The organism is Microbacterium sp. K36, assembly GCF_004794355.1.
Classification (GTDB): domain Bacteria; phylum Actinomycetota; class Actinomycetes; order Actinomycetales; family Microbacteriaceae; genus Microbacterium; species Microbacterium paraoxydans_D.
The window spans coordinates 22628-31586 of sequence record NZ_SSDN01000058.1; the positions used below are offsets into that span (position 1 = coordinate 22628).

Annotated in this window: 9 protein-coding genes; 6 read left to right on the forward strand and 3 right to left on the reverse strand. The window is 70.7% G+C overall.

All coding sequences use genetic code 11. The features are described from left to right. Window positions 1-43: 43 nt before the first annotated feature. Together DW296_RS05615 and DW296_RS05620 are read right to left on the reverse strand one after the other, a co-directional pair. A complete protein-coding gene (locus tag DW296_RS05615; protein ID WP_136051441.1) occupies window positions 44-1774 on the reverse strand; it encodes a cation:proton antiporter in 1731 nt (576 codons plus the stop codon). Between the two features lie 57 nt (window positions 1775-1831). After that, a complete protein-coding gene (locus tag DW296_RS05620; RefSeq protein ID WP_136051442.1) occupies window positions 1832-2125 on the reverse strand; it encodes a MerR family transcriptional regulator in 294 nt (97 codons plus the stop codon). A gap of 123 nt (window positions 2126-2248) precedes the next feature. Between DW296_RS05620 and DW296_RS05625 the strand changes: the two genes are divergently transcribed. The 5 genes from DW296_RS05625 to DW296_RS05645 all read left to right on the forward strand — a co-directional run bounded on the left by DW296_RS05625 (window position 2249) and on the right by DW296_RS05645 (window position 5598). After that, the gene (locus tag DW296_RS05625) at window positions 2249-2671 is read left to right on the forward strand and encodes an Hsp20/alpha crystallin family protein (protein ID WP_060922486.1); all 423 of its coding nucleotides are present in this window, start codon (window positions 2249-2251) and stop codon (window positions 2669-2671) included. Window positions 2672-2738: 67 nt separating this feature from the next. Then, window positions 2739-2966: a DUF2795 domain-containing protein gene (locus DW296_RS05630; protein WP_136051443.1), complete on the forward strand. Its 228-nt coding sequence runs from the start codon at window positions 2739-2741 to the stop codon at window positions 2964-2966. Window positions 2967-3002: 36 nt separating this feature from the next. After that, window positions 3003-4040 (forward strand): LLM class flavin-dependent oxidoreductase, encoded by a 1038-nt coding sequence (locus tag DW296_RS05635; protein WP_136051444.1) that lies wholly within the window; start codon window positions 3003-3005, stop codon window positions 4038-4040. A 309-nt stretch (window positions 4041-4349) separates the two neighbouring features. Then, window positions 4350-5285 (forward strand): hypothetical protein, encoded by a 936-nt coding sequence (locus DW296_RS05640; protein WP_136051445.1) that lies wholly within the window; start codon window positions 4350-4352, stop codon window positions 5283-5285. Between the two features lie 106 nt (window positions 5286-5391). Then, window positions 5392-5598, forward strand: coding sequence for a methyltransferase (locus DW296_RS05645; protein WP_136051446.1), 207 nt, complete (start codon window positions 5392-5394; stop codon window positions 5596-5598). A gap of 243 nt (window positions 5599-5841) precedes the next feature. Here DW296_RS05645 and pheA read toward each other — a convergent pair whose 3' ends face one another. Next, window positions 5842-6825 carry a prephenate dehydratase gene (gene pheA, locus DW296_RS05650; protein ID WP_060923520.1) on the reverse strand — a complete coding sequence of 328 codons (984 nt, stop codon included), beginning with the start codon at window positions 6823-6825 and terminating at the stop codon, window positions 5842-5844. Between the two features lie 45 nt (window positions 6826-6870). Here pheA and pgm point away from each other — a divergent pair, with 45 nt between their 5' ends. Beyond that, on the forward strand, window positions 6871-8514 hold the full coding sequence (gene pgm, locus DW296_RS05655; protein ID WP_136051447.1) for a phosphoglucomutase (alpha-D-glucose-1,6-bisphosphate-dependent): 1644 nt from the start codon (window positions 6871-6873) through the stop codon (window positions 8512-8514). Window positions 8515-8959 lie beyond the last annotated feature (445 nt).

The window sequence follows — 8959 nt, forward strand, 5'->3', positions numbered from 1 at the left end:
GGGCGGGTCGACCGGAAGGGGGTGGGTCGAGGGGAAGGAGGGGTCAGTTGCGGCTCAGGGGGCGGGTCGCGCCGCGGGTGTCGAGCGCGAGTTCCTCGGCGTCCATCGCGGCCAGCAGCTCCCGCATGACCTCCTCGTCGAGCTCGCCGGCGTCCCGCTCCGCGACGAGGATCTCCCGCCGTACCTGCAGCCATCCCTTGGTCAAGGCGACGAGGTCGTCGTAGGACGGGCGGGCCACGGTGTCCTCGACCTGCTGTGCGTCGTCGGTGTCCTTCTCCACCCGGGTCATGCGCTTGGTGAAGGCATCGAACATGCCGAGGTCGACCTCGCCGTGCTTCTGCTCCCACTCCCGACGCTTCTCGGCGAGGTACGCCTTGCCGGCCTCGCGACTCTTGGCCTTGACCGTCTCCAGCGCCGCGACGTCCTCCTCGTGCTCCTCATCCCCCGCGATCTCGAGACGGCGGATGAGCAGCGGCAGCGTGAGCCCCTGCAGCAGGAGCGTGCCCACCGTGACGATGAAGGCGACGACGACGATGGCGTGCGAGGCCTCGGTGTCGAGCCCGGCCAGATCGGCGGCGGCCACCGCGATCGCCAGGGTCACCACGCCACGCATACCCGCCCAGGAGATGACCGCGTTGTCCTTCCAGCTGAGCCGCAAGCCCGCCATGCGCTCCCGCACGATCTGCGTCCGCAACTCATCCGTGCTCTGATCGCGCCACCGCCGGGACCGCCGGCGACGCTCGTCGAACTCCCCGGACGCGATGCCGCGGTCCATGCGCGCGAGCCGACGACGGTCCTGGAAGTTCGACCACGCGCTGATCGGATAGATGTACAGCGGCCGGACGACGAGCACCACGAGCAGCACGGCGCCGGAGAGCAGGAGGATGTGCCCCACCGACTCGCTGCCGAGATCGCTGAGCACCCGCGGGAACTGGAGGCCGATGTAGGCGAACACGAAGCTCTCCAGCAGCAGGTCGGCCGAGAGCCACAGCGGCGCCTCCTGCTGCCGGGTCGTGTAGTCGGTGCGCGGGGCGTTGAAGCCGACGAACAGCCCCATGGCCACGACGGCGAGGACGCCGGAGCCGAGCAGGTGCTCCGCGATGTTGTAGGCGCCGAAGGGGGCGAGCAGACCGAACGTGCCGATCACCACCGGGTCGCCGATGCGCATCCGGAGCTGATGCAGGACGATCCCGAAGACGAGCCCGATCCCTACGCCCACGCCGACGGCCAGGAGGAACTGCCCGATGCCACCCCAGATCGACACCGTCGCCCCGGCGAGGATCGCCGCGAACACCCGGTAGAGCGTGAGCGAGGTCGCGTCGTTGATGAGGCTCTCCCCGGAAAGCACCGTCATGATGCGGCGGGGCAGACCGAGACGACGACCGATCGCCGCCGCCGACACCGCGTCCGGCGGGGCGACGATGGCTCCGAGCAGCAGCGCACCGGGCAGCGTGAGCGACGGCAGGATCCACCAGGCCACGAGCCCCACGGCGAACGCGGTGAGCAGCACCAGCCAGATCCCGAGGCGACGGATCTGCGGCAGGCTGCGTTTGAACCCGACGAACGACACGTCGAGGGCAGCCGAATACAGCAGCGGCGGCAGCACGAGCCCGAGCAGCAGGTGCCCGTCGATCTCCAGTTCCGGCATGAACGGCAGGAACGACGCGGCGAGCGCGACGACGGTCACGAGCAGCGGGGCCGGCCATCCGCGCCACCGTGCGACGGCGGCCACGGCGACGGCTCCGACGAGGACGTAGAAGATCCCGGCTTCCATGCGGAAAGCGTAGCGGCGTCGTCGGCGCCTCCCTGTCGCCGCAGGGTGCCCGGAGTGTCAGTCGGGTTCCGGTCCGCCCGCGTCGAGAGCCTGGCGGAGGCCCGCGTTCTCATCCTGTAGCTCGAGGACCCGGGCGATACCGGCGATGTTGATGCCGTCGCCGCGAAGCGCGGCCGCGCGGCGCAGACGGGTGATGTCGTCGTCGCTGTACCGGCGCGTGCCGCCGTCGCTGCGGGCCGGCGCGAGGAGTCCCTTGCTCTCGAAGAGCCGGATCGTCGCCTCGGGCAGGTCGACGAGCTGGGCGGCCACGGCGATGCCGTAGAGCGGGGTGCGCGAGTCGGGTGCGGTCATCCGGGAGTCCTCGGTTCGGGGTTGCGAAGTTCCTACGTGTGTTCTATAACAAATCTATACCTGAAGTGCAGATAATCTGCACACCACCTCAGCCCTTGCAGGGCCGCACGAAAGGAGAACCTCATGGCACTGACCTTCGATCCCTTCAGCCAGCTCGATCGCTTCGCCGCGAGCGTGCTGGACTCCGTGCGCGCGCCCCGGTCGATGCCGGTGGACCTGTACCGCGACGGGGACCGCTACATCCTGCACGCCGACCTGCCCGGCGCCGACCCCGGCTCCATCGACGTCGACCTCGACGGCGGGCAGCTCACGATCCGCGCCCAGCGCACGGCCGACACCCGCGAAGGCGTGCGCTGGCTCGCCCGCGAGCGCGGGGCCGGGTCGTTCCTGCGCCAGTTCTCGCTCGGCGACGGTGTGGACCTCGACAACATCAGCGCCTCGTACGAGAGCGGTGTCCTGTCGGTCGTCATCCCCGTCAGCGAGCGGGCGAAGCCGCGCAAGATCACTGTCGAGTCCGGCGAACAGCGCCAGGCGATCGACGCCTGATCACCCGGGGGCGGTGCTGCGGCACCGCCCCCGCCGCTCTCCTCTCTTCCCGCAGAAAGGACGACCCATGGCACTCTCCTCGACCCTCGACCGTTTCCTCGCCGACATGGAGTACCCGGCGACCCGCGACGACCTCCTGCGCGAAGCCGCGCGGGACGGGCTGCCGGCGGAGGACCGCGCCGCACTGCGCGACCTGCCGGAGCAGAGCTTCAGCGCCGCCTGGCTCATCCGCTATCGCCTCGCCAGGAACGCTCTCGCCGACGCGCTCACCCCCGCCTCGCGCCTCGCCGCCTAGGGAATGCCGGAGCGGCCGCCGAGGTTGCGTCCGGAGATGAACGACGTCGCCCTCTCCGTCCTCGACCTCGTGCCGGTCCGCTCCGGCCAGACCAGTGCCGAGGCCATCGCCGCCTCCCTCTCCCTCGCCGCGACCGCCGACCGGCTCGGCTATCGCCGGTACTGGTTCGCCGAGCACCACAACATGCCCGCGGTCGCCTCGACCACGCCACCGGTCCTCATCGCGGCTGCCGCCACGCACACCTCGCGGATCCGCCTCGGCTCCGGCGGTGTGATGCTGCCCAACCACGCGCCGCTGATCGTGGCCGAGCAGTTCGCCGCCCTCGAAGCCATCGCGCCCGGCCGCATCGACCTGGGCCTCGGCCGCGCCCCCGGCAGCGACCCCGTGATCACCCAGCTCCTCCGCGGATCCGGGACGACCAGCGACGTGGAGCAGTTCCCCCGCCACGTGCAGGACATCGCGGCCCTCTTCACCGCCGACGGCGCCGCCGTGCGCTTCACCTCCGGTGGGGAGTACACCGTGCGGGCGACCCCCGCCGCGACCGGGGTGCCCGAGGTGTGGCTGCTGGGGTCGAGCGACTACTCCGCGCAGCTCGCCGCCTCCCTCGGCCTGCCGTACGTGTTCGCGAACCACTTCTCCGGACAGGGCCTGGAACGCGCCCTCGACCTCTACCGCACGAACTACCGTCCGAGCGAGGAGCACCCGGAGCCGCGGACCTTCCTCACCGTGAACGCCGTCGCCGCCCCGACGGCGGAGGAGGCCGAGGCCCGCGCCCTCCCGCAGCTGCGGATGATGGCGCGGCTCCGACTCAACCAGCCGCTCGTCGCGCTCGAGACCGTCGAGCAGGCCCTCGCCGCGGAGCACGACGCCGCGACCGATCAGGTGGTCCAGGCCGCGCGGTCGCGGTGGTTCGTCGGCACCGGGGAGTCCGTCGCCGCCGAGGTGCGCTCCTTCGCGGCGACCTATGGGGTGGACGAGGTCATGCTCTCCCCCGTCGCCGGAGCCTACGACGCGGAGCCGAAGGACTCGGCCGCCGGGCGCGCGCAGACGCTGGAGCTCGTCGCGGGCGCGTGACCCGGCGCGGGTGCGTGCGCGGGCGGGAGCTCCGTTTCGGGCGCGGGCGCGTGAGTTCCGTCGCGGGATCGCTAACGCTCCCCCACACGGCCCGGGCGGCACGTTTCTGATCCCGCGTCCGGTGGGTCACTTGGTGCGGGATCGATAACGCTCCCCTGCACGCTTCCCGCGGCACGTTTCTGATCCCGCGTTATCGGGCGCGAGAACAGTACCTCCGCACAATCGCAGGTAGGCTCGCGTTTTCCACAAGAGCCGGGCCGAGGACGATCATGCGTCAGGAAGCCGATCCTGCGCGGACAGCATGGACGGATGCGACACCGTGTTCCCCTCCCGCCCTACCTCGGCCCTCACTTCGCCGTCCGTGATGCCGCCGCCATCGGGGTCGGGCGGAAGAGATACTCCAGCCGAGACCTCGCGCGGCCGTTCGCTGGAGTGCGGTCGGCGATTGAGCCCGCCACGTTCGACGATCGAGTCGCTTCCTACCTGCCGCGTCTTCGCGAGGGTCAGGCGTTCGCCGGACGCACGGCTCTCCGACTGTGGGGGCTCCCCGCGTCCGTCCGATGGTCGCCCGGTGAGCCCCTCGACGTCGCCGTGCACACCGGGACCTCGCCGCCCCGGACGATCGGCGTCCGCGGGCGTCGCATCGCCCCGGGGAGGGCAGACACGTGGCACATCCACGGAGTGCCGACGGTGGATCCGGTGAGCGCACTGTTCCTCTGCGCGCGGGAGTTCGCCTCCGTGCCGATGGTCGTCGCTCTCGATGCCCTGCTCACCTCGTCCGACGTCTATCCGGGGCTGCGGACGGGCCGGCCGGTCGCCACCATCGAGAGCATCGATCGACAGTTGACGCGATGGGGGCGGTTCCCCGGCTGCGGCCGCATCCGCGATGCGCTGCCTCTCGCGCGCCCGGGCGTCGAGTCGCCGAAAGAGACCGAGGCGCGTCTGCTCCTCCGCAGCTTCGACCTCCCGGAGCCCGCGATCCAGCACGTCGTCTCCGTGGACGGACGCTTCCTCGCCCGGGTCGACCTCGCCTACCCCGAATGCCGCATCGCCATCGAGTACGAGGGCGATGGCCATCGGACGGACCGTGATCAATGGCGGATCGACATCCGGCGTCAGCGCGACCTCGAAGATCGCGGATGGCTCGTGATCCGTGTGACCGAGCTCGATCTGCGCGATGGTGGCGGGGCCCTCGCCGCCCGCGTGCGCCGTGCGCTCATCTCTCGCGGCGGCGTCCGGGGGTGAGACCTGCTCGGGGGACGGGAATTGCCTCCGACCCCAGTCCCGAGGGAGAGGCTGGCCCCGGACGTCACGGAGGCGTAGCCTCGGCGGCAGAGAGAGGGGTTCGACGATGAGCACCAAGACACTCGCACTCTGGGTCGCGTACGGGACGAACGGCGTGGTGGGGAGTATCCGCCACGACGAGAACGGCTACGTGGTGACTATGGCGGGAGCCGACGCGCCGGCTGGGACCTATCCCAGCCTCGCCTCCGCAAAGGGCGCTCTGCACGCCCGTATGCTGCCGGGCAGCGCTTGGCCGCGATTCCAGGAGCACTGACCCGATCCTCGTCGTGCGGGATCGAAACAGCGCCTCCCGAGCCGGTACGAGGTGTACTTCTGATCCCGCGAGACCTGCTGCGGTCGGAGATCGCGGCGGCGGGGCGCGTGCGGCGAACGTGCGCTATCGATCCCGTCAACCGGCGGGGCGGCATGCCGGATGAGTATGGTGCGCGGGCTGGTCCGGGAACGTGCGTTATCGATCCCGAACGCGGGAGGCACGCGCGCACGCGCGTGCCGTCGGTCAGGACTCGGGTTCGCCGGAGAGGATGCCGCGGAGCCAGTCGCGGGCCTCGATGAAGACCTCGTCGGAGTAGCGGTCGGGATACTGCACGATCTGCCGGTCGGCGCGGGGATAGGACCCGAGGAACACCACGCGGGGGCTGAAGCGACGGATCCCGAGCAGGGCGTCGGCCATCCGCTCGTGCTCGATGTGACCGTCCGCGTCGATCACGAACCGGTACCGACCGAGCTCGTCGCCGATGGGCCGGGACTCGATGAGAGAGAGGTTGATGCCGCGCGTCGAGAACTGCTCCAGCATCTCGAGGAGCGAACCAGGGTGGTCGTGCGGGAGCTCGACGATCAGCGAGGTCTTGTCGGCACCGGTCGGCGCGGGCGAACGCGTGGTGCGGGTGACGAGGACGAACCGGGTCACGGCCGCCGCGTTGTCGCCGATGCCCTCGGCGAGCACGTCCACGTCGTAGTGCTGCACGATGCCGGGGGCGGCGATCGCGGCCTGCGCGGGCGAGGTGCCGTCGAGGACGCCGATGGCCGAGGCGACGTTGCTCGCCGCCGGCACGTGCGAGTGGGTCGGGAGGTGTTCACCGAGCCAGCCGTGGCACTGCGCGTAGGCGACGGGGTGCGCGGCGATGACCTCGACCTGGTCGAGTGTCGTGCCGCGCGGCGCGACGAGGACGAAGTTCACGCGCACGAGGTACTCGCCGATGATCCGGAGCCCTGGCAGCGTCGCCAGTGCGTCCTGGGTGGTGGAGACCCCGCCCTCGATGGAGTTCTCGATCGCGATCATGGCTGCGTCGCTGCGTCCTTCGAGGACGTCCGCGAGCGCCTCGCCCACGTTGTGCACCGGTCGCCAGTCCTGCCCCCTGGCTTCGGCCACCTGGTCGAGCGCCGCCTCCGTGAAGGTTCCGGCCGGTCCGAGGTAGCTGTAGGTGCGGCGTGCAGTCACGGCGTTCAGCCTATCCCTCGGTGACTCATCGCGATCCCGCATGTCAAGGCGGATGCGAGCATCCGCCGCACGGGGCAGACTGAGAACATGAGCAGCCGTGCCGGCCTCCCCGCGGAGGAAAGTGACCTGATCGATGTCGACGAGCTGATCGCCGCCTACTACGACCGCGTGCCGAATCCGGATGTCGCGAGCGAGCGGGTCGTGTTCGGCACCAGCGGACACCGCGGCTCGTCGCTCACGAAGAGCTTCAACGAGAACCACATCCTCGCCACGACGCAGGCCATCGTCGACTACCGGGCAGCACAGGGCATCACCGGTCCGCTCTTCCTGGGTCGCGACACCCACGCGCTGTCTCTCCCGGCCGAGCGCAGCGCCATCGAGGTCCTGCTCGCGAACGGGGTGGACGTGCGCGTCGACGCCCGGGACTCCTGGGTGCCGACCCCCGCGCTGAGCCACGCGATCCTCACGTACAACCGCGACCGCGCCGCCGACGACCCGGGTCGCGCGGACGGCATCGTCGTGACCCCCTCGCACAACCCGCCCCGCGACGGCGGCTTCAAGTACAACCCGCCCCACGGCGGTCCCGCCGACACCGATGCGACGGGCTGGATCGCCGACCGCGCCAACCAGCTCATCGCCGACGGCCTGACCGCCGTGCGGCGCGAGCGCTTCGCCGACGTGGACTGGGACGCGATCACCGGGTACGACTTCCGCGAGGCCTATGTGCGCGACCTCCCGTCGATCATCGACATCGAGGCGATCCGCCGCGCCGGTGTGCGTATCGGCGCGGACCCGCTGGGTGGCGCCTCGGTGGAGTACTGGTCGCTGATCGCCGAGATGCACGACCTCGATCTCACGGTCGTCAACCCCGAGGTCGACCCCACGTGGCGCTTCATGACTCTGGACTGGGACGAGAAGATCCGGATGGATCCGTCGTCCCCGTCGGCCATGGCATCGCTCGTGGCGAAGAAGGGCGACTACGACATCCTCACCGGGAACGACGCCGACGCGGACCGGCACGGCATCGTCACCCCCGACGCCGGGCTCATGAACCCGAACCACTTCCTCGCCGTCGCCATCGACTACCTCTTCTCGCACCGGGAGCACTGGCCGCGTGAGGCGGCGGTCGGCAAGACGCTGGTGTCGTCGATGATCATCGACCGCGTGGCCGAGTCGCTCGGGCGGCGTCTGCTCGAGGTTCCGGTCGGCTTCAAGTGGTTCGTGCCCGGACTGCTCGACGGCTCCGTGGCGTTCGGTGGCGAGGAGTCGGCGGGGGCCTCGTTCCTCCGACACGACGGCTCCGTGTGGTCCACCGATAAGGACGGCATCCTCCTCTGCCTGCTGGCGGCCGAGATCCTCGCGGTGACCGGCAAGACCCCGTCGCAGCGTTACGCGGAACTGGAGGACGCCTTCGGCTCGTCCGCCTACCAGCGCGTCGATGCCCCGGCGACCCCCGAGCAGAAGGCGACGCTCGGCAAGCTCGCCCCGGAGTCGGTGACCGCGACCACCCTCGCCGGCGAGGACATCATCGCGAAGCTCTCGCACGCCCCCGGCAACGGTGCGGGGATCGGCGGCCTCAAGGTGCAGACTCCGCACGCCTGGTTCGCCGCGCGGCCGTCCGGAACCGAAGACGTCTACAAGCTCTACGCCGAGAGCCTGCGGGGCCCGGAGCACCTCGCCGAGGTACAGGCCGAGGCCCGCGCCGTGGTGTCCGCCGCCCTCGGCGACTGATACTCCCCCCGGCGCCGCCTCCCGGGCGTGCTGCGGGATCGAAACCGCTCCCCTCGGCCACCGCCGGGGGGAGTTTTCGATCCCGCGCCGTGGGTCGGATCGAACGAGCCCGCGGCGGGATCAAGAACGGGCCCACCAGGCGTCAGCGAGGGACGTTGTTGATCCCGCCAGCCGGGGCTTGGAGGGAACGGACGCGCGAAGCCCGTGGCGGGATCAAGAACGGGCCGTCGGCGCCGGTCCGTCTGCCGCTCCTCTCGCGGGATCGAAAACGGGCTCGCCGGGGAACCCGGAGGGACCTTTTCGATCCCGTCCCGCCGACCGCCTCCTCACGCGGGATCGAAAACGGGCCCGGGGGACGCTGGGGAGGGGCCGTTTTGATCCCGCACGCGGGCGGGGGTCAGCCGTTCCAGCTTCTTCAACTACTTCACGTCCAAGAGCGACGTGC

Bases quoted from the DNA above. Each gene is read 5' to 3' on its own strand.
- DW296_RS05615 (WP_136051441.1), bottom strand. From the start codon at position 1,774: ATGGAAGCCGGGATCTTCTACGTCCTCGTCGGAGCCGTCGCCGTGGCC.
- DW296_RS05620 (WP_136051442.1), bottom strand. From the start codon at position 2,125: ATGACCGCACCCGACTCGCGCACCCCGCTCTACGGCATCGCCGTGGCC.
- DW296_RS05625 (WP_060922486.1), top strand. From the start codon at position 2,249: ATGGCACTGACCTTCGATCCCTTCAGCCAGCTCGATCGCTTCGCCGCG.
- DW296_RS05630 (WP_136051443.1), top strand. From the start codon at position 2,739: ATGGCACTCTCCTCGACCCTCGACCGTTTCCTCGCCGACATGGAGTAC.
- DW296_RS05635 (WP_136051444.1), top strand. From the start codon at position 3,003: ATGAACGACGTCGCCCTCTCCGTCCTCGACCTCGTGCCGGTCCGCTCC.
- DW296_RS05640 (WP_136051445.1), top strand. From the start codon at position 4,350: ATGCGACACCGTGTTCCCCTCCCGCCCTACCTCGGCCCTCACTTCGCC.
- DW296_RS05645 (WP_136051446.1), top strand. From the start codon at position 5,392: ATGAGCACCAAGACACTCGCACTCTGGGTCGCGTACGGGACGAACGGC.
- pheA (WP_060923520.1), bottom strand. From the start codon at position 6,825: ATGCGGGATCGCGATGAGTCACCGAGGGATAGGCTGAACGCCGTGACT.
- pgm (WP_136051447.1), top strand. From the start codon at position 6,871: ATGAGCAGCCGTGCCGGCCTCCCCGCGGAGGAAAGTGACCTGATCGAT.